Annotated in this window: 16 protein-coding genes; 7 read left to right on the plus strand and 9 right to left on the minus strand. The window is 72.5% G+C overall.

The genetic code is table 11. From position 1 onward, the window contains the following. Positions 1–1254: an ABC transporter substrate-binding protein gene (locus AB0C33_RS40845; protein ID WP_358298178.1), complete on the minus strand. Its 1254-nt coding sequence runs from the start codon at positions 1252–1254 to the stop codon at positions 1–3. A 10-nt stretch (positions 1255–1264) separates the two neighbouring features. Further along, on the minus strand, positions 1265–2122 hold the full coding sequence (locus AB0C33_RS40850; RefSeq protein WP_358298180.1) for an alpha/beta hydrolase: 858 nt from the start codon (positions 2120–2122) through the stop codon (positions 1265–1267). Positions 2123–2188: 66 nt separating this feature from the next. Between AB0C33_RS40850 and AB0C33_RS40855 the strand changes: the two genes are divergently transcribed. Beyond that, positions 2189–2887, plus strand: coding sequence for a TetR/AcrR family transcriptional regulator (locus tag AB0C33_RS40855; RefSeq protein ID WP_358298182.1), 699 nt, complete (start codon positions 2189–2191; stop codon positions 2885–2887). Here the strand turns inward: AB0C33_RS40855 and AB0C33_RS40860 are convergent. The 3 genes from AB0C33_RS40860 to AB0C33_RS40870 all read right to left on the minus strand — a co-directional run bounded on the left by AB0C33_RS40860 (position 2857) and on the right by AB0C33_RS40870 (position 7413). Then, the gene (locus tag AB0C33_RS40860) at positions 2857–4749 is read right to left on the minus strand and encodes a hypothetical protein (RefSeq protein WP_358298184.1); all 1893 of its coding nucleotides are present in this window, start codon (positions 4747–4749) and stop codon (positions 2857–2859) included. The genes AB0C33_RS40855 and AB0C33_RS40860 overlap by 31 nt on opposite strands. Positions 4750–4751: 2 nt before the next feature. Continuing rightward, the gene (locus AB0C33_RS40865; protein WP_358298186.1) at positions 4752–6332 is read right to left on the minus strand and encodes a hypothetical protein; all 1581 of its coding nucleotides are present in this window, start codon (positions 6330–6332) and stop codon (positions 4752–4754) included. Between the two features lie 70 nt (positions 6333–6402). Next, positions 6403–7413: a LacI family DNA-binding transcriptional regulator gene (locus AB0C33_RS40870; protein WP_358298187.1), complete on the minus strand. Its 1011-nt coding sequence runs from the start codon at positions 7411–7413 to the stop codon at positions 6403–6405. A 156-nt stretch (positions 7414–7569) separates the two neighbouring features. Here AB0C33_RS40870 and AB0C33_RS40875 point away from each other — a divergent pair, with 156 nt between their 5' ends. The 5 genes from AB0C33_RS40875 to AB0C33_RS40895 are packed head-to-tail and all read left to right on the plus strand — an operon-like array spanning position 7570 to position 14126. Further along, entirely contained in the window at positions 7570–8859 is a 1290-nt protein-coding gene (locus tag AB0C33_RS40875) for an ABC transporter substrate-binding protein (protein WP_358298189.1), read from the plus strand. Continuing rightward, the gene (locus AB0C33_RS40880; protein WP_358298191.1) at positions 8859–9707 is read left to right on the plus strand and encodes a sugar ABC transporter permease; all 849 of its coding nucleotides are present in this window, start codon (positions 8859–8861) and stop codon (positions 9705–9707) included. Before AB0C33_RS40875 ends, AB0C33_RS40880 begins: the two co-directional genes overlap by 1 nt. Next, a complete protein-coding gene (locus AB0C33_RS40885) occupies positions 9704–10522 on the plus strand; it encodes a carbohydrate ABC transporter permease (protein WP_352365036.1) in 819 nt (272 codons plus the stop codon). The genes AB0C33_RS40880 and AB0C33_RS40885 overlap by 4 nt, the downstream gene beginning before the upstream one ends. Beyond that, a complete protein-coding gene (locus tag AB0C33_RS40890; RefSeq protein ID WP_358298193.1) occupies positions 10519–11508 on the plus strand; it encodes a serine hydrolase domain-containing protein in 990 nt (329 codons plus the stop codon). The genes AB0C33_RS40885 and AB0C33_RS40890 overlap by 4 nt, the downstream gene beginning before the upstream one ends. Next, positions 11505–14126, plus strand: a complete 2622-nt coding sequence (locus AB0C33_RS40895; RefSeq protein WP_358298195.1) for a family 78 glycoside hydrolase catalytic domain — start codon at positions 11505–11507, stop codon at positions 14124–14126. Before AB0C33_RS40890 ends, AB0C33_RS40895 begins: the two co-directional genes overlap by 4 nt. Before the next feature lie 3 nt (positions 14127–14129). Here AB0C33_RS40895 and AB0C33_RS40900 read toward each other — a convergent pair whose 3' ends face one another. The 4 genes from AB0C33_RS40900 to AB0C33_RS40915 form a co-directional block, all read right to left on the minus strand. After that, positions 14130–15464: a Dyp-type peroxidase gene (locus tag AB0C33_RS40900; RefSeq protein ID WP_358298197.1), complete on the minus strand. Its 1335-nt coding sequence runs from the start codon at positions 15462–15464 to the stop codon at positions 14130–14132. A gap of 10 nt (positions 15465–15474) precedes the next feature. Further along, entirely contained in the window at positions 15475–16494 is a 1020-nt protein-coding gene (locus AB0C33_RS40905) for a hypothetical protein (protein WP_358298199.1), read from the minus strand. 26 nt (positions 16495–16520) lie between these two features. Next, positions 16521–17054 carry a hypothetical protein gene (locus AB0C33_RS40910; protein ID WP_358298201.1) on the minus strand — a complete coding sequence of 178 codons (534 nt, stop codon included), beginning with the start codon at positions 17052–17054 and terminating at the stop codon, positions 16521–16523. 106 nt (positions 17055–17160) lie between these two features. Beyond that, the gene (locus AB0C33_RS40915) at positions 17161–18111 is read right to left on the minus strand and encodes an acyl-CoA desaturase (protein ID WP_358298203.1); all 951 of its coding nucleotides are present in this window, start codon (positions 18109–18111) and stop codon (positions 17161–17163) included. A 217-nt stretch (positions 18112–18328) separates the two neighbouring features. Between AB0C33_RS40915 and AB0C33_RS40920 the strand changes: the two genes are divergently transcribed. Further along, positions 18329–19621 (plus strand): cytochrome P450, encoded by a 1293-nt coding sequence (locus tag AB0C33_RS40920; RefSeq protein WP_358298205.1) that lies wholly within the window; start codon positions 18329–18331, stop codon positions 19619–19621. Positions 19622–19623: the final 2 nt, after the last annotated feature.

Genomic DNA, 19623 nt, shown 5'->3' on the forward strand with positions numbered 1-19623 from the left:
TCACAGGACCGGTCGCACGGTGGCGTCGAAGGTCGCCGCGGCCTGGGCCGGGGTGGCCTTGCCGTGGGCGACGGAGTCCACGGCGCCGGACGCGGCCTTGGCCAGTTCGAGCGCGCCGGGGATGATCGGGCCGAAGTCGACGTGCGGCAGGCTGTCCGCGACGATCTCCATGATCTCGGACTTGCCGCGCGGCCCGGCCTCGCGCCAGCCCTTGGTCGGAATGATGATGCCGTTGTCGAGGTTGGCGGCCACCGACGGGGCGCCCTGGAGGTAGTTGACCAGGTGCCAGGCGGTGAACTGGTTGGGCGAGTCCTTGGCCACGCCCCAGCCCCACGTGTATGCGGGGACGACGGACGGCCCGCCGTCCCAGGTGGGCATGGGGGCGACGCCGTACTGCTTGCCGAAGGTGAGCTTGTCCTTGCCCAGCTTCTCCAGCGCGGGGCCGAGGAAGGCGCCGCTGACGACCATGGCCGCCTGGCCGGAGTAGAACAGGCCGAGCGCGCCCAGCGGGTTGGAGAGCTTGGGGTTGCCGATGCCCGACATGTACGTCAGGGCGGCGATGCCCTGCTCGGTGGCCAGCGACGCCTTGCCGCCGCCCGCCGCGACGAGCTCGCCGCCCTTGCCGCGGACGAGGGCGGTCAGCGTCATGAGGGCCCACTGCGGATCGCCGTAGAGCCACTGCAGGCCGACCCGCGCCCGGTCGGCCGAGGTCAGCTTGGCGCTGTACTCGGCGACCTCCTCCCAGGTCGCCGGGGGCTTGTCGGGGTCGAGCCCGGCCTGCTCGAACCGGTCCTTGCGGTAGTAGAGCAGGCAGGGGTTGAAGTCGATGGGCACGCCGTAGGGCACGTCCTGGTAGGTGAGCGGGGCGGTCGTGCCCGGCTCGTAGTTCGCCAAGGGCAGGGCCTTGGTGTCGACGGGGGCGAGCCGCTGCTTCTTGGCGTGGGCGGGGAAGCTCCAGTGGCCGATCTTGAAGACGTCGGGCGGGGCGCCGCCGCTGAAGGCGGTCAGCAGTTTGGCGTCGAGCTGGCCCACGGGCAGGTAGAGCAGCTTGACGTCCACCTTGAACTCGGCGATGTAGCGGTGCACGAGCTCCTGGAACTGCTGTCCGGTGTCCTGCGAGCCGTGCAGCCAGACGGTGACCTCGCCGTGCGGCCCGGCGGCCGCGGCCTGCTGCCGGGGCTGGTCCTTGCCACATCCGGCGAGCAGGGTGAGCGCGCCGGCGGCGAGGAGCCCACGCCGCGTCAGATCCGCCATGGTGGTTCTCCTAGGTGAGGTTCTTGAGCGCCTGGTTCTGCCAGGCGGTGTTGGTGGGGAGCTCGGGGGCGCCGCCGGCGAACGCCCCGCGGGCCTGGGCGTCGGCCTGGAGCCGGTACCTCAGCCAGGCGGTCACGTAGCCGAGGAAGGCCCCGCCGGTGTTCTGGATGTCGTTGTGTCCCGCGCCCTTGAGCAGCGCCCGGCCCGCTCCGGCGGTGGCCTGGTCGTAGTAGCCCTGCACGGTCGCGGCCGAGGAGATCAGCCAGTCGTCGGCGCCGCTGAGGAAGAGCACCGGGCAGGTCAGGGCGGCCACCGAGAACTCGTCCCCGGGGCTGGCCATCCACTGCGCGGGCACGGCGATCGGCACGACGGTTTTGATCAGCCCGGCGGAGTGGTTGGCCGCGTTGACGACCCCGCCCGCGCCCTGGGAGTGGCCGACGGCGCCGACCTGGGCGGTGTTCAGCTTGCCGTGGAAGACGCTGGCGGGGTCGGCGTCCAGGCCCACGAGGTGCTGGGCGGCGGCGAGGATCTCGGCGCCGGTGCCCGTGGTGGTGTCGGTGGAGGCGACCACCGCGAAGCCCCAGGAGGCCAGGTGGTTGAGCAGTCCCGGATAGTTGTCGGGGGTGGCCCACGAGCCGTTGCCCCACGTGACGATCGGGTGGGTGACGCCGCCCGCGCCGAGGTTCGAGGGGTAGTAGAGCCGGTGGCCGCCCGAGGTGCCGGTGGCGACCGGCCACGGACCCGTCGCCTTGTAGATGGTCTCGATGGTGGAGGCGGCGTCGGCCGCGGTGGTCCACGACAGGAATCCGGCCGACATGAGGCCGAGCGCCCCTGCCCGCAACGCCTGCCGACGAGTGATGTTCTCCATGGTCACCTCGTGGGATATTTGGAGACGTGAACGTCTCCTAAGAGAGGGAAGTACGATCGGTGAGCGATGTCAAGAGATGAACAGAAGGAAGTTCCGGCGGTTCGGCCGCTTCCCCGGGGCCGGCACGGGCTCTCCCCCGACACGGTGCGCGAGTCGCAGCGCGACCGGCTCGTGGAGGCCATGCTGCGGCTGGTCGCCAGGCGCGGCTACGCCGCCACGAGCGTGCCCGACGTGATCGCCGCCGCGCGGGTCTCGCGCAACGCCTTCTACGCCCAGTTCGCCGACAAGGAGGCGTGCTTCCTGGCCGGCTGCGAGCGCGACCTGCCCGAGATGATCGACTCGATCCGGGCGGCCGCGTCGGAGGCGGGCGACCGCTGGCGCACGGCGCTGCGGCTGGGCCTGGCCGCCTACCTGCGGTGGTGGCAGGAGCGCCCGGAGTACGCGCAGGCGTACTTCGTGGAGTTGCCGAGGGCGGGCGAGCGGGCCGTCGAGCAGCGTGACACCGCCTACCGGCCCTTTCTGGACATGCTGGCGGCGCTGGCCGCGCGGGCCAGGCTGGAGGACCCCTCGCTGCCGCCGCTGCGCGCCGCGATCCCCCGGCTGATCGTCTACGGCACCACCGAGTTCATCGCCTCGGAGGTGCGCGCGGGCCGCGCCGCCAGGCTGACGTCGTCGGCGGGCGACCTCTACCACTACACGGTCGCCCTGCTCGCCGGCCCCGATCACGGCCCTGATCACGGCATCGGGACCACCCCTTCCGCCTGAACCCGCCAGCCCTCGGGGAAACAGCCCGACGCCGCCATGTGGGCGACGGCGGCCAGCAGGCCGCCGTTGCCCGGCAGGTAGAGGGGCAGCAGGCCGGGCCACTGGTGGTTGTGGCCGCTGGGCAGGTACGTGTTCTTCGGGGCGTCCATCAGCAGCGCGTCCACGGCGGTGCCGGGCTCGCCGAGCCGGGCCGCGCACATGGCGAGCATCGGGAAGTCCCAGCCCCAGGCGCTGTCCCAGTCCCAGTCGGCGAGCACGTCGTGCAGGGTGGCCCGCATGGTCTCGGGGTCGATCAGCGGGGTGGGCGGCACGAACCCGAGCGCGCCGGTCATCGAGGGATGGTCGGTCCTGACCGTGTACGGCTCCACGCCGATGGCCGCGTACACGCCGTCGCGCACCAGCGGCCGGGCCAGGCCGTCCAGCACCCGCGCCCACTCCGGATCGGGATCGAGGCCGAGCAGGCCCCGCCACCGCTGGGCCGTCGCCAGCCCCCACCACCAGTAGGCCAGCTCGAACGCGGGGTCGCGCACCGTCCTCCTGGACTCGTGGTAGGACTCCTGCGCCGGCACCAGCGGCGGCCCCAGGTGCCCGCCGGCCGCGAAGGAGGCCATGAACTCGGCCGTCTCGAACACCAGGTCCCGGTACTCCTCCAGCGCCTCCGGACGGATCCGGCGGAGCAGCTCGGCGAAGGAGATCAGGTGGGGCTGCTGCCAGACGATGAAGGCGCCGATCTCGCTCGGGCTCTCCCTGCCCTCCGGCCCCACCTGCTTGGGCCAGCGGGCGCCGCGGAACCCCTGCCGCGCGGCCGTGGCCCTGGCCCGCGGCAGGATCGAGCGGTACCACGGCAGGCTCCGCTCCAGCAGCTCCGGCCGGCCCCACAGGGCGAAGTGGGCGGCGTGCCACCAGTGCATCTCCAGGTGGAACTTGCCGCTCCAGGAGTTGACGGCCAGCCCGGTCTCCTGCGGCGGGGTGGTGCCCGCGCAGTTGACCGCGGTGAGGTACTGCGAGAGCACGACCCGGCGTTCGAGCTCGGGCGCCCGCGGGTCGGCGCTGCCCTCGAAGCTGACCGCGCCGCCGCGCGTCCAGAACCGCTCCCAGTGGGCGGCGGCGGCCGTACGGACCTGGGAGAAGGACGGCAGGCCGGCGCCGACGGGGTGCCGGGCGAACTCGACGACGAGCTCCAGCTCCTCGCCCTGGATCAGGTACACGTGGGGGGCGGGCGAGGTGAACCGCGCCGCTCCCGTCCACTCGGCGGCCACGTGGTAGCCGTCCTGGTCCAGGACGCGGGTGAAGTCGCAGCGCGAGCCGCGCCGCGCGCACGTGGTGGTGTGCCGGTCGGGGCTGTCCCAGTCGGCGGTGGTGTGCCAGCCGTCGCTGGCGTAGGGGAAGGCGATCCTGATCCCCGTGCCGCCGGAGACGCGTACGGCCAGCAGGTCGCGCTCGGGATGACAGACCGTCTCCACCTCGTGCGGCCGGCCGCCCAGCTCGAAGGAGCTGGACAGCGTGCCGGTCCACAGGTCGAGGGTCTGCGCCGACCGGCCGAGCGGGGCGTCCTCGCCGGCGTCGAGGCCGATCCGGCCGAGGTGCAGGCGGTGCGGGTTGACGTGCAGCCAGCCGCCCGCCTCGGTGGCCGGATACAGGTCGGGGTAGCCGACGCCGTCGTAGTCGGTGAGCGCGTCCTCCAGCACGTGGCCCTTGGGGTTGGGCATCGTGTGCCAGCCCCACTGCGCCTGCGTGCCGAGCGGCGCGAACGTCTGGAGCCCGGTGGCGTCGGCGGTGAAGGCGAACTCGCCGTTGCCGACGGTGAGCGGGCACCCGGCGTCGGCGACGTTGTGCCGGCGCACGAGTGCCCTTCGGTCCATGCTCACGCACACCCCGGCGTGCCGGAGGCGCGCTGCTGGCGCATGGTCGTCACGTCGCCCGCGACGGCCGACTGGGCCATCGGGCCGAGGTCGAGCACGACGTCGGTGAAGGCGAGCGACGCCTTGCGCATCACCGGCAGGTCGATCGCCTCGGCGCCGAACTGCGGCGAGAACAGCGTCTTGGGCGCGGCGATGGGCGCGATGACGGGCAGCAGGTGCTGGTTGTATGGCGTGCCCTCGCCGCCGAAGCTGCAGTGGTGCGGCACGGTGGCCAGGTCGGCCGCCGACAGGCCCTTGAGGATCGCGGTGCGCCGCACGTCCCAGTACTCGATGTGGCCCTTGACCAGCTCGCGCAGCGGCGTGCTCTCGCTGACGGGGACCCACAGCAGCTCGGTGAGGGTGGGGCTGGCGACGAGCTGCTTGCCCGGCAGGCCGTTCGGCCTGGCGACCGCGTCGTAGCGCTTGGCGCCGAGGTGTTCGAGCACGACGACGGAGGAGACCTTGCCCTGGTCGTACTCGGCGTCGAGCTGGGCGGCGAGCTGGCCGGCGCCGCCCTCGCGGACGTCGGGACCGGTCAGGTGCTGGTAGAGGTGGCCGGTCACGAACGCGAACTGCACGGTCCGCGGACGGCACTCCACCGGCAGCGTCGACAGGTAACGGGCCATCTCGATCATGGTGAGCGGGCCGTTGTCCCACACCGGGCTCATGCCGTCGGTGTGGCTCTCCACGACGATCTTCTGGGCGCTGCCGCCGGGCAGCGTGGCGAGCAGGGTGCGGGTCGTCGTCGGCGTCCAGGCGGCGTTCACCGTCAGCGACGCCTGGACCGGCTGCCCGGCGGCCAGCGCGTCCTTGATCTGCTTGCCCTGGTCGGCGCCGACGTACGCGCCGGGCACGCCGTACGGCAGGCCCTCGTAGGGGGCGTACATGTCCTTGATCTGGGCGTGCGGGAGCTGGCTGACCTCGATCACGCCCAGCGCGCCCGCGGCGGCGGCCGCCTTGAGGTCGGCGTCGGCCGCGGCCGGGGCCTCCATCGACTCCGAGCCGAGCAGGTTGATCGTCATGCCCGGGTCGTACATGGAGTAGCCGAGCGTGGGCGGATAGAACAGCAGGTTGGGCACGCTGGTCCAGGGCAGGTCCCGGACGACGATCTTCCCGGCGGCGTTGGCGGCGGTGATGTTCGTCCCCGCTGCCAGGTGCACGAGCGGCGCCGAGACGCCGCCCGCGCCCGTGGAGGAGGAGAACGGCACGGGCGCCGCGACCTGCACGGACGTGCCGCCGACGGTCAGCCCGGTGCCGAGGTTGTCCCAGCGGTCGATGGCGTAGGGCAGGGAGGAGAGCTGGAGGCCGGGGATGGCCGCCATCTCCTCCTCCAGCCAGTCGACGTAGCCGGCGTGCGCGGCCGAGCCGGTCGGCCTGGGCCCGAACGTTCCCTGCCGGGTGGCCAGGGCGCTCAGGCGGGCCTCGGAGGCGAACGCGGCCGGGTCCACCCTGACCGGGCAGACCGTGGCGGACGCCTGGGCCAGGGCCGGTTGCGCGGGCGCGACCAGCGGGAGGAGAAGGGCGAGGAGAGCGAGTCGTCTCACGTGGGGGGTCCTTCCATCGAATCGTTTTAATGCGTGGCCCGCGACCGTCCCCCGAGGCGCGGCCGAGTTCTCAGCGGCGGGGCGGTCCGGTGGTCCCGCGGACGATCAGCGTGGGCGACACCGACGACGCCACCGACCGGGTGCGTCCTTCGATGCGCTCGACGAGCAGGCGCGCGGCGGTCGCCCCGATCACCCGTCCGTCCTGGTCGACGCTGGTGAGCGAGATGCGCTTGAGCGAGGCGATGCCGATGTTGTCGTAACCGGCGACGGAGAGGTCCTCCGGCACCGACAGGCCGGCCTCGTCGGCGGCGCGCAGGACGCCGAGCGCCGCGATGTCGGCCCCGGCGAAGATCGCGGTGGGCCGGTCGTCGCGGGCGAGCAGTTCCCGCGCGCCCTCGTAGCCGCCCTCCTCGGTGAAGGAGGTGGCCAGCACGTCGTCGGCGAGCCCGTGGGCGCGCATCGCCTGGCGGTAGCCTTCGGCGCGCACCATGTGCGGCAGTCCCTGGGCGCGGGCCCGCTCCAGGTGGGTGATGTGCGCGATGCGGGTGTGCCCGAGCCCGACCAGGTGGTCGACCACGAGCCGGGCCCCCATCACGTCGTCGTCGACGACCGCGTCGTGGTCCGCGGCGCCGCCGTGCCTGCCCACCACGACGACCGGGACGGCCGCCGCGATGGCGGCGAGTTCGGCGTCCGTCATGACCGGCGAGATCAGGATGAGCCCGTCCATGCTCCGGTCGATCATGGCGTCGGTCATCCTGGCCTGCGTCTTGGGCTCGATGCCGCCGGGCCCGAGCAGCACCTGGTACTCGGTGTCGCCCAGCCGGCCGGTGATGCCCTCGATGATGTCGGGGAAGAACGGGTTGCGGGTGTCGGAGAGCATGACGCCGAGGGTGTAGGTGCGTCCACGCAGGGCGCGGGCGGCGGCGTGCGGGCGGTAGCCCAGCTCGTCGATGGCCTGCCGCACCTTGGCCTGCATCTCCGCGCTCACGCCGTACGCGCCGCGCACCACCTTCGACACGGCGGCCGTGGAGACCCCGGCCCGCCTGGCCACATCGGCGATCGTCACCCGTCCGCTCGTCACACGCCATCCTTTTGGGTTCTCGTAGAACGAACTACACACTTTGCTGGAAGCAGAGGCTAGCCCGCCACCACTCCTCAGGTCCACCCCTTGACGGAGGTTTCGATCTTGCCGTAGAACGTTCTACACATTCTCCCCCTCATGAACAGGAGCACGAGCGTGAGAGCACCAACTCGTCCGCTCGGCGCGGCGATAGGCGCCGTCCTCGCCCTGTCCCTCTCCGGCTGCGGATCCTCCGCCCCCGAGGGGACCGGTCAGGTGAAGCTGACCCTCTGGCACAACAGCGCGGACCCGGCGCCGCTGCTGGAGATGTACAAGAAGTTCGAGAAGCAGTCCGGCCACAAGATCGAGCTCGTGTCCATCCCGTCCGACGGGTTCGAGGACACCACCCAGACCAAGTGGGCCACCGGCGAGCGCCCGGACGTCCTGGAGTACCACGCGACGGTGAGCGGCCTGCTCGCCCTCAACCCGGCCGAGAACCTGCGCGACCTGACCGGCGAGGCGTACATCGCCAGGTCCGGCGACCTCTACCAGGCCGCCGGGGCCGTGGGCGGCAAGGTCTACGCCGCCATCACCGGCTTCCCCCAGGTCTTCGGCCTCTACTACAACAAGAAGGTCTTCACCAAGGCCGGGCTGACCCCGCCGGCGAACTTCACCGAGCTGGCCGCCGCCTGCCCCAAGCTCAAGGCCGCCGGCGTCACGCCGGTCTTCGAGTCGGGCGGCTCGATCTGGCCCGTGCAGATCCTGCCCATCCTCTACCTGGCCGGCGCCAACCAGGCCAACGCCTACGGCAAGGCCATCGCCGGCCACAGCAGCACGCTGGCCGACCCCGGCTCGCCCTTCGTCGCCGGGCTGACCGCCTACGCCAAGCTGAAGGCCGACGGCTGCTTCAACAAGGACATCGTCACCGCCAAGTTCGAGGACTCGATGAAGGCCCTGGTGACCGGCGAGGCCGCCATGGTCGCCCAGCACTCCGACATGCTCCCGGCCCTGCTCGCGGCCGCCGGCGGCGACCAGAAGACCGTGGACGAGTCCGTCGGCTTCGTCGGCCTGTCCAGCGACAAGCCGCTGGTGACCTACGCGCCCGGCCCGATCGGCACGTTCTACCTGCCCAAGACCGGTGACCCGGCGCGCGAGAAGGCCGCGCTCGACTTCGTGCGCTTCATGACCGGCCCGGCCTACGCCGAGTACGTCGCCGCGGCCAAGACCTTCCCGGTGCTCAAGGGCGTGCCCGATCCGCAGGGCGTCTCCTCCGTGCTGCAGGACGTCAAGAAGGCGTACGACACCGGCGCCGTCATCGCCTTCAACTCCGACATCCCCGGCATGGGCGGGCTGGCCCAGCTCATGTCCGAGCTGATCGCCGGCCAGAAGGACCCGCAGAAGGCGGCGACCCAGCTCCAGGGCCAGGTCGAGCAGGCGGCCAAGGCGGCAGGGCTGCCCGGATGGTGATGCGGAACAGGGCGGCCTGGCTGCCGTGGGCGCTGCCCGCGATCGTGCTGGTCACGGTCTTCTTCGTCGCCCCGTTCCTGCTCAACGTGCGGTTCGCGTTCTCCTCCTGGACGAGCTTCCGGGCCGAGATCACCTGGAACGGGCTGGAGAACGTCCGCACGCTGATCGACCAGGACCTGCTGGCCAACGCGGTCACCGTGACCGTGCTGTACGCGATCCTGTGCATGGCGATCCAGAACACGGTCAGCCTCACGCTGGCCCTGGCCCTCCAGCGGACCAGCGGCATCAACACCGTCTTCCGCTCGGCGTTCTTCCTGCCGACGCTCATCTCGCCGCTGGCCGCCGGGTACATCTGGCGCGGGCTGCTGGCCCCCGACGGGGCGATCAACTCCTTCCTCGGCATCGAGTGGGCGTGGCTGGGCGAACCGTCCACCGCGCTGGTGGTGGTCGCCTTCATCGACGCGTGGAAGTGGAGCGGGCTGATCACCCTGGTCTACATCGCGGGCCTCAACTCCATCCCGAAGTCGCTGCTGGAGTCGGCGACCGTGGACGGCGCCGGCCCGTGGACCCGGCTGCGGCGGGTGGTGTTCCCGATGCTCGCCCCCGCGCTGACCTTCAACGTGGCTGTCACGCTGGTGGGCGCGCTCAGCGCGTACGACGTGATCGCCGCCACCACCGGCGGCGGCCCCGGCGACCACACGCGGGCCCTGAACGTGGTGATGCGCCAGCAATGGGGCCAGGGCTTCTTCGGCTCGGCCAGCGCGCTGGGCTTCACCGTGACGCTGCTGGTGATCGCGACGGCCGTGCCCCTGGTGTGGTGGCTGCGGCGCAGGGAGGTGACGGGATGAGAGCGGCGCTCAAGTACGCGGCGCTGACGATCTTCGCGGTCCCGTGGGTGCTCGTGCCCGTCTGGCTGGTGGTCGTCAACTCCTTCAAGCCCGCGGGCGAGGCCGCCGAACTGGGTCTCGGCCTGCCCAGGACATGGGCGATCGCCGAGAACTACGGCATCGTGCTCGACCGGGGCGGCTACCTGACCGGGCTGCTCAACAGCCTCAAGGTGACCGTGCCGATCGTGATCGCGGTGGTGCTGCTCGGCGCGGCGGCGGCGTGGGCGTTCGGACGCAGCCGGTCGCGGTGGCTGCAGGCCGCCTACTTCGTGATGGGGTTGTCGATCCTGCTGCCGCCGTCCATCATCCCGACCGTCTACCTGCTGCGCGCCCTGTCGCTGGACGGCGGCTCGCTCGGCTACGTGCTGACGATGACCGGCTGCCGCCTGGGCGTCGTGATCTTCCTGGCCACCGGGTTCGTCCGGGCGTTCCCGCCGGACCTGGAGCAGGCCGCGGCCATCGACGGCGCCTCGCGTCCGCAGGTGTTCGTGCGCATCCTGCTGCCCCTGCTGCGGCCGGTGCTGTTCGTCGGCGGCGTGATCCTGATCATCAACGTCTGGAACGACTTCTTCTTCGCCCTCTTCCTGCTCCAGGGCAGCGCGAACGCCACGCTGCCGCTGAGCCTGTTCCAGTTCGCCTCCGGCACCCTGCAGAGCCTGAACTGGAACCTCGTCTTCGCCCACGTCCTGCTCACCACGCTGCCCCTGGTGGCGGTGTACGCCGTCGCGCAGAAGCGCGTCCTGGCCGGCCTCACGGAAGGTGCACTGAAGGGATGACCACGCACGACATCGCGCTCGACTGGGTCAGGCGCGAGATCAAGGAGGGGCGGCTGCCGTGCGCGGTGTTCGGCGCGGCGACCTCCGACGGGATCCAGGTGCTGGAGGCGTTCGGCGCCCACGACGGCCGCGGGACCAGGACCGACGACCACTTCGCGCTGTTCTCGGTGACCAAGCCGCTGATGGGCCTGCTGGCCCTGCGCCAGGTCGAGCGCGGGCTGTTGTCGCTGCGCCGCCCGCTGCGGGACGTGCTGCCGCACTTCGCCCGGCCCGACGTGACGCTCTGGCACCTGCTGACCCACACCAGCGGCATCGCCGAGCAGACGCTGACACCCGACGACCTGGTGGAACACCTCCTCACCGCGCCGTCGCTGTTCGAGGCGGGCACCCTCAGCCACTACTCCAACCTGGCCTTCGCCGGGATCGCGGAGATGGTCCGCGACGTCACCGGCCGCGACGTGGCCGAGCTGGTCGACTCCGACCTGAACACGCTGGTGCCGGGCGGCGGGCGGATCACCTTCGACCCGGCGTGCGAGGCGGCCGAGGTGCACGGCCTCGAACTGCTCGGGCCCGGCTTCGACTTCGACGCGTTCGTCCGGCTCCGCCATCCGGCGGGCGCGCTGTTCTCCCGCGCCGAGGACCTGCTGGCGCTGGGCGGGGCGCTGCTGCGCGGCGACCGCGCGCTGATCCATCCGACCACCCTGGCCGCCATGACGACCCCGCAGACGACGGGCCTGGTCAAGCTGCAGCCCGACCCGGTCAACGCCGGGCAGGACTGGGGGCTCACCTGGAACCTGCGCCACTCGGCCCCCGGGCTGCTGGAACGGCGGCTGTACGGGCACGGCGGCGCCTCGGGCTGCCAGTGGTGGATGTACCCGGAGCAGGACGCGTGCTTCGTGCTGCTGATCAACGTGATGGCGCCGAGCCTGTCCGGCGTCGACGTCGACGGCCTGCACAACGCCTTCACCACCGGGCTCGATGCGTGAACCGGGACTCGGGGGTGCTCGACGTGCAGGTCTCGGGCGCGCAGACGCCCTACATCCGGCCGGCTCCGCCCGGCGCGCGGGCGGGCCTGACGTGCGGTCTGGCGGATCCGGTGGGCGTGGACGAGCCGTCGCCCCGCCTGTCGTGGGACGCCCGGACGACCGCGGCGGCCACCATGGTGCTGTCCGCGGACGGGCGCGAGGTGTGGCGGTCCTCCGTGCCCGCCGGATCGTCCGGCGTGGACGTGCCGGACGAGCTGCTGATGCCGCTGACGTCGTACGCGTGGGAGGTGGAGGGGCTGGCGGCGGGCGCGTTCACCACGGGCCTGCGGGCGCGCGGCGCATGGGACACGCCCTGGCTGCCGGGCGATCCCGAGGCCGGGGTGAGCCTGCGCGGGACGTTCACCTGGCGTCCCGCCCCGGGACGCGCCTGGCTGGCCGCCACCGCGCTCGGCGTCTACCGGGCGCTGCTCAACGGCGCGCGGCTGGGCGAGGAGGAGCTGGCCCCCGGCTGGACCGACTACGGCCGCCGCACGCGCTACCGGCTGCTGGAGCTCACGGACCTGCTGGCGCCCGGCCAGAACGAGCTGGAGCTGTGGCTGGCTCCCGGCTGGTACGCCGGTCACGTCGCCGGCGGCGGCCCGCGCCGCTACGGTGACCGGCCCGCGGTCAGCGCCCAGGTGCTCGTGCGGGACGACGACGGCCCGCGCCGCGTGTTCGCCACGGACGCCGCCTGGACCCGGCGGGACCTCGGCCGCCCGCGCGCCGACCTGGTGATGGGCGAGACCGTCCAGGCGCCCGCCGAGGGGACCGGCCCGGCCGGGACGACCGCCGCGCCGGAGATCCTGGTGGAGGCCGACCCCGCTCCCCCGGTCCGGGTGACCGGCGCGGTGCCCGCCGTGTCGGTGACCGAGCCCGCGCCGGGCGTGCAGGTGGCCGACTTCGGGCGGAACGTCGTCGGGCGCGTCCGGTTGCGCGTGGACGCGCCGGGGCCCGTGCGGATCGTCGTCCGGCACGGGGAGGAGCTGACCGCGACCGGGCGGCTCTACACCGACAACCTGCGCACCGCGGACCAGCGTGACGAGTTCGTCCTCGACGCCGGATCACACGTCGTGGAGCCCGCCTTCACCCTGCACGGGTTCCGCTACGCGGAGGTCACCGGCTGGCCGGGCGCGCTGAGGCCGGACGACCTGGAGGCGGTGCTGCTGTCGTCCGCGCTCGCCGTCACCGGCTCGCTGACCGTGAGCGATCCCGCCGTGCGGCAGCTCGTCGCCAACATCGGCGCGTCGGCGGACGGCAACCTGGTGAGCGTGCCGACCGACTGCCCCCAGCGCGACGAGCGGACCGGCTGGACGGCCGACATCTCGGTGTTCGGCTCGACGCTCAGCTTCCTGCGGCACACGCAGGCGTTCCTGTCCGGCTGGGTGACGACGCTGATCGACGGGCAGCGGGCCGACGGCGCCGTCCCGCACGTCGCGCCGGTCCTGCCCGAGTACGGCTACGACTCCCCCGTCTGGTCCGACGCGCTGGTCGAGGTGCCGTGGCTGCTGTGGCGGCGCTACGGCGACGACCGCACGTTGCGCCGCGCGTACGACCCGATGCGGCGGTGGGCCGCCTACTGCCTGGCGCAGTCCGACGACGGCCTCAGACCGGGCCGGGCGCTGGGCGACTGGCTGGCCCCGGGCACGGTGGAGACGCCCAGGAGCCTCATCGCCACCGCCGCGCTGGCCCGCAGCCTCCGCCTGATCGCGCACGCGGCCGCCGTGCTCGGCGAGCCGCACGCCCCCGAGTACGACGAGGCCGCCGCCCGCGTGTCGGACGCCTTCCGCCGCGCCTTCCTCGACGGCCCGAGGCTGCGCACGCAGACGCAGACCGGTTACGCCGTCGCCCTGGCCTGGGATCTCGTCCGGCCGGAGGACCGCGCCGCGGCGGCGCGGGCGCTGGCCGACCTGGTCCGCGCCGACGGGCACCGGCTCATGACGGGCTTCGTCGGCACCCCCCTGCTGCTGCCCGTGTTGTCGGAGACCGGCCACCACGACGTGGCGTGCCGGATCTTCAACCAGGAGGGTTACCCGTCGTGGCGCTACCAGCTCCGCGCCGGGGCGACGACCATGTGGGAACGCTGGGACGCCTGGCACCACCGGTACGGTCTGCAGACGCCGTCCATGAACTCCTTCAACCACTACGCCTACGGCTGCGTGGGCGACTGGCTGTTCCGGCACGTGGCCGGCCTGGGCGACGACCCGCGCGGCACGGGCGGCGGGTTCGGCGAGCTGCTGCTGCGTCCGGGCCCCGTCCCGCTGCTGCGGCAGGCGCACGCCCGCTACGCGAGCGCGTCGGGGGCCGTCGAGTCGGGCTGGCGGGCCGGGCCCGACGGGGTGCAGTTCACCTTCGCCGTCCCGGAGGGCGTGACCGCCCGCGCGGTGCTGCCCGTACGCGGCGCCTGGGACGGGATGACCGTCAACGGCACCTTCCTCATGGGCCTGAACGAGCAGCTGCCGACCACCAGGCTGGCCGACGGCGGCTGCGCCCTCGACCTGCCGCCGGGCCGCTGGTCGTTCACGGCCCCCGCCGCCGCCACGTCCCACCTGCTCCAGGAGTGGGACGACCTGGGCCGGTGAACGTCAGCCGGCGAGGTCGCCGAGCCAGCGCAGGGCGGTCAGGCTCGGCATGAAGCCGTACTCGCCGCCGCGGGTGACGACGAACCGGGGCAGGGACTCCAGGCGCCGCCGTACGGGACGCCGGGGGACGGTGAAGTCGCCGGAGCCGTCGGCGGAGCCGGTCAGGGGATCCCTGGCCGGGCCCCCGCCGAAGAAGACGCCGTCGTTCAGCCATTCGGTCTGGACGAACTCGAACTGCCGCCCGAGATGGGCTCCGACGAAGGCGAACATCAGCCCCCGGTCGGCGCCGTCGTCGTCCAGGACGCCGTCGGGCAGCGGCGGCCCGTAGACCGTGCCGCGCCTGATCATGCGGTGCAGCCTCGGGACGCCGGCCACCGCCGCGTCCCGGGGGTTGGCCCGGCGGATGTGGCAGCCGCCGGGCGTGGTGAAGCCGGCGGGGTCGTCCTCCTGGTACAGGAAGGCGTTGCGGCGGGCGGCGTCGGCGCCGAGGGCGGGGTCGTCGTGCAACGGGCTGAGCGCCAGCGGCGCGCCGCTGCGCCAGCGACCCATGATCTTCGCCGCCAGCAGCTCCTCGTCCTGCGGATCGGTGGCGTTGTCCCTGAGGTAACGCCGGAACAGCGCGACCCGCTGGTGCAGCTTGCGGATGGCCACGTAGGTGCCGTTGCGCCCCAGCTCGTCGGGCTGGGGGGCCTGGACGCCGCCCAGCTCGTCGGGCCGGCCGAGCACGAACTCGCCCGCCTTGAGCGGCGTCTCCAGGGGGTTGGACCCGGCGATGCCGCTGCCCTCGACGGCGGGATGGCTGACGCCGTCGCGGTAGCCGAAGGGCTCGGTCTCGGTGGGCAGGGCGTGGCAGTTCTGCCGCCAGATGCCCGTCACGCCCGGAAGTGCGTCGTAGGCGGGGCGGGCGCGTTCGATCGCGGCCTGCAGGCGCGCGGTGTCGGGCGCGAGCGCCGCCAGCACCACGTGCACGTCCGGGGTGCCGAGCGGACGCTCCCAGCGGTCGGGGCCGCTGTCCCCGGTGTCCCCCAGGGCGGCGGCGCGGGCGGCCATGCCCTGCCGGAACTCCCACGCGAAGGTGTCCAGCGATGCCTGCGGCACGCCGAGGGCCTTCAGCCCCTGGTAGGTGAGCGCGACGCTGACCCACGTCTCCCCCAGCGGGCTCACCGGGTCGGCCACGGAGGTCACCACGGCGCTCACTCGCCGCATCAGCTCCCGGCCCTGGGCGCGGTCGTCGATGCGGAACAGCAGGTACGTCGCCGCGTACGGGGTCGGCCGCGCGCTGAGCACCCCGCGTTGGATGTCGTCCAGGTCGAGCATGGCCGGAGTGTGTTCGTTCACCGGAGGTCGCTCACGTGGCTCTGACGAGGTTGTTCCAGAACGCGCGCAGGCTCTCGTCGACGCCGAACAGCGAGCTGAAGATCGTGGAGTCGGCGAGGATCACGTCCCCGGCCCGGTCGCCGCGCGGGGGCAGCCACAGGAACATGTTGAACTCGGTGTTCCCGGCCTCGACGAACGGGTGCGTCGGCCGGGTCAGGTCGATCGGCTGCCGGCCCAGCACCCGGACGGCGTCCGGGTCGTCGGTGGTCACGGCGTAGTGGGGCAGGTGCATGTGGAAGTTGAAGTGGGACACCCCTTCGAGCCACCCCTTGGTGTCCAGGTCCCCGGCGATGGACAGCGGGGCGTTCTGCCCCGTTCCCATCACGGCGGGACGCAGCCCGTACCGGTTCTCCACCGGCACCCCCAGCCCCGCCATCAGCGACCGGGTGTACCCGCCGAACCGCTGCTGGCGGGGCACGAGCGCGTCGCCGTGATGGTGGTACTCGACGTCGCGGACGGCCAGGTCGCCGGTCGCGCCGACGTCATGGTGCGGCCCGAGGGCCAGGCAGGTCCCTTCGCGGGTGAGGAACGCGCGCACCGCCTCGATCTCGGCGGCCGTGGCCTCCTGCCCCGTGATCATGTGGTCCAGCCCCCACACGAACAGGGTGTCGGTGTCGGCCAGCACCCGCTCGTCCAGCGGGGTGTGGAACCCGGCCTGGTCGACGCGCTGGTACACCGGCACCGGGTGTCCGGTGACCTCGTGGACGAACCGCTGGAAGGGCAGCCAGCCCCAGAAGAACAGTTCCAGGCCGCCCGCGATGCCCTGCTGGAAGCGCATGGGGTCGGACCACTGCGGGTCCTCGTAGGCCGGCCACTGCACGCGGCGCACCTCGGTCATCGTGGAGAACCGGTTGTCCAGCCCGGTGACGTCCCGGCCCGCCTCGGCCGGATAGCTCCATGCGACGTAGATGCTCACCCGCCGCCGGCCGGGGGCGTACGGGCGCGGCACGTGGTCCTGGTTGTAGGTGCGCGCCGTCTTCGGCTCACTCATCTGATCTCCTGCGCCGTCCGGGGCCGTCACTGCAACTGGTCGAGCATGTCCGACAGAGCGCTCTTGATCCGCAGAGCCTTCTTGATCTCGTCGGCGGTGACGTACGGGTACTCGCCGTACTCGATGAAGCTGGGGCAGTGATGCTCGCGGACGAACCGGACGAACGCCTCGGGGTTGGTCTTCCAGTCCTCGGGGAAACCTTCGAGGTTCTCGAAGACCGTGTTCACCCCCGCCCTGGTGAACAGCGCGATGGCGTCTTCGGTGTACTTGTCGAAGTCGGTGTCGAAGATCCCCTGGTACATGAAGCGGGTGTCGTCGTCGAACAGCACCCAGCGCAGGTAGTGCAGTTTCAGTGGAGCCAGCAGGCCGGGGTCGTCCCGCAGCGCCTCGGCGAGCGTGTCGCCGTAGCCCCGGATGGCGTCGGCCCGGCCGGGCTTGACCCGGGCGATGACGGTGAATCCGTAACAGGCGGGGCCGCGCGGGAAGACGGGGCCGTACTTGCCCTGCTCCAGATGGCCGGTCTCCTTCGGGATGACGACCGCCTGCGGCGTGATCTCCATGACCGTCCTCTCCGACGTGGTGCTCGTGGGAGGAAGGCTGAAGCGACCTGACTGGCTCCATCGTCCCATACGGGGGTGGCGCGTCGCGGTATCCCGGCCGCCCGTGTCAGCGCGAGGAGCCGGGGACGCGCTCGGCGCGGCGGGCCGTCAGGCGGTCGGGGGCCGGCCAGCGCACGGCGTGGGCCCAGCCCGCCCGCTCGAACCAGCGGATCAGCCGCGCGCTCGGGTCGAGCTGGCCCTTGAGCACGCCGTGCCGGGCGCAGGTGGGGTCGACGTGGTGCCAGTTGTGCCAGCCCTCGCCGAGCGTCAGCATCGCCACCCACCACACGTTGGACGACCGGTCCCTGGTGCGGAACGGGCGGTCGCCGAAGGTGTGGGCGATCGAGTTCACCGACCAGGTGACGTGGTGCACCACGGCGTAGCGGACCAGGCCGCCCCACAGGAGCCCGCTCCACGCGCCCGCCCACGACATCGACCAGAGCCCGCCGGCGGCGGCCGGAAGCGCGAACGACAGCAGCACGACCGCCGGGTAGGCGGCGTCGAGGCGGCGCACGTCCGGGTCGGCCAGCAGGTCGGGCACCCAGTGCCGGCGGCTGGAGCGCCGCCGGGCCGTGTAGAACCAGCCGACGTGGGCGTGCAGCATGCCGCGCAGCAGGGCCGGGCCGCTGTCGCCGTAGCGCCACGGCGAGTGCGGGTCGCCCTCGCGGTCGGCGTACTTGTGGTGGCGGCGGTGCTCGGCGGCCCACAGGGTGAGGGGGCCCTCGACGGCCATGCCGCCGGCCAGCATGAGCGCGATCCGCAGCGCCCGGTTGGCCCTGAAGGCGCGGTGGGTGAACAGGCGGTGGTAGCCGATGGCGATGCCGAAGATGCTCACCAGGTACATCACGACCGCGATCACCAGGTCGCGCGGGCCGATGCCCCACCCCCAGGCCGCCGGCACCGCGAGGGCCAGCAGCAGCACGGGCAGGACGACCAGGACGACCAGATAGGCGGTGCGGCGGCCGGTGGTGACCGTCACCGTCTCCGCCGTGCCCGGCTGCGGCAGGGGTGACGTCACGTTTCCTCCCATGAGCGGTACGGGTCGATCAGGCTCCTTATTCAATGACCAGGCCCATGGACTGCGGCAATGTCCTGACAGTGACGGAGTAATTACCGTGAGGCACCAAAACAATGCACTCGATTGTCATGAAGAAAGGGTGTGACGCCTCCCTAGATTGTGATTGCGCAAAGTGATCATCCTTGTGCGCTCCGATATCAGGCGGAAGGTCCACGGAATGGGTGCTGTCGATCAGGCGACCACGGGCGGCTATCTGGAGAGGTACGACCAGGCGCTGGCCAAAGACCCGATATCGGCGTTCGGCCTGGTCCGGGAGTGGATGCGGACCGACTGGCGGAGCCTGTTCGCCGAGCTGCGCGAGCGGCGTCCGGTCTTCGTCACGCCCGCCTTCACGGTCGTCACCCGCTTCGCCGACGTGACCGAGGTGCTCGCCCACGAGCAGGTCTTCTCCGTACGCGCCTTCGGGCCCCGCCTCGACGCCGCGCTGGGCGCCCCGTTCATGCTGGGCCGGGACGCCACGCCGATGAACTGGCGGGAGAAGGGCCTGATGCAGCTCATGCTCGCCCCGCAGGACGCGGCCGGCGTGCGCGAGCTGACCGGCCGTCTGGCCGACGAGCTGCTCGACGCCGCCGAGCCGGGCGGGCGGCTGGAGGCGGTCGAAGGGCTGTTCCGCCCGGTCGCCCTCGGCGTGTGCGCGCGGTATTTCGGCGTCCCCGGCCCCGGCCCGCGGACCCTGGGCCGCTGGACGCGGGCCATCGTCGCCGACGGCTTCGCCAACTTCCTCGGCGACCCCGAGCTCCAGGCGGCGTCCGTCAAGGCGGGCGCCGAGCTGGTCGGGTATCTGCGTGACCTGCTCGCCGAGCACCGGGCCACGCTGCGCGCCGGCCGGGACCTGCCCGACGACGTCTTCGCCCGCCTGGTCCGGGCGTCCCTGCCCGCCGTCTCCGACGAGCGCATCGTGATCAACATGGCCGGGCTGCCGCTGGGCTTCGTGGAGAGCGCGCCGGGGGCCATGGCCGAGGCGGTCGAGCAGCTCCTGCTGCGCCCGCGGGTGCTGGCCGAGGCGACGGCCGTCGCGGGCGATCCCGAGAGGTTCGACCCGTACGTCTGGGAGGCGCTGCGGTTCAGCCCGTTCTTCAAACTGCTTCCCCGGCTGTGCGAGCGCGACCACGTGCTGGCCGCCGGCACGCCGCGCAGCACGGTGATCCCGGCGGGCACGTTCGTGCTCGCGGCGCCGGCCTCCGCCATGTTCGACGCGGCCGTGGTGCCGGATCCCGGCGAGTTCCGCCTCGACCGTCCCCGTCACCATCAGCTGTTCTTCGGCTCGGGTCATCACGCCTGCCTGGGCGTGCACGTGGCCGAAGTGGTGATCGCCGAGACCGTGCGCCGGCTGCTGCTGCGTCCGGGCGTGCGGCTGCTGCCGCCGCCGGAGGGCCGGGTGGAGCGCTCACTCGGGATCTTCCCCGACGCCTTCGCGCTCGGGCTCGGCGCCGGCGTGCGGGAAGGCTGACG

The sequence above is a fragment of the Nonomuraea sp. NPDC048881 genome, assembly GCF_040649795.1.
Lineage (GTDB): Bacteria > Actinomycetota > Actinomycetes > Streptosporangiales > Streptosporangiaceae > Nonomuraea.